The organism is Halomonas sp. SIMBA_159 (assembly GCF_046536035.1).
GTDB lineage: Bacteria > Pseudomonadota > Gammaproteobacteria > Pseudomonadales > Halomonadaceae > Vreelandella > Vreelandella venusta_A.
In genome coordinates, this window is the sequence record NZ_JAWJBT010000363.1 from 1 (window position 1) to 279 (window position 279).

A 279-nucleotide genomic window follows, 5' to 3' on the forward strand; every position below is an offset into this window, starting at 1 on the left:
GTAGCAGGCGGGCCAGACATGCCAGGCGCTGCCTTGATCTCCGGGCTTGGCGCGCTGGCAAGCGGCGTCGGGAAGTTGGAAATCGGCACATACCGGGAAACGATCCGCAGTATCGCCCATGCAACGGCCGAAGCGACTTATGTGCCGGATGCGCTGGTGCAGATCGCCAATGGCAGCCATTCGCTTGCTTCCTATACAGCCATCGCCTGTGGGCCAGGCACAGCACCAGATGCCTTGACCGAAGCGGCTATCGATCATTTGCTGAAGTCATCCGCGCCG

The 279-nt window shown here is 61.6% G+C and carries 1 protein-coding gene; it reads left to right on the forward strand.

Annotated elements, in window-relative coordinates:
* A partial coding sequence (locus R0J87_RS19625) for an NAD(P)H-hydrate dehydratase (RefSeq protein WP_498888350.1) occupies positions 1 to 279 on the forward strand: 279 nt, incomplete at both ends.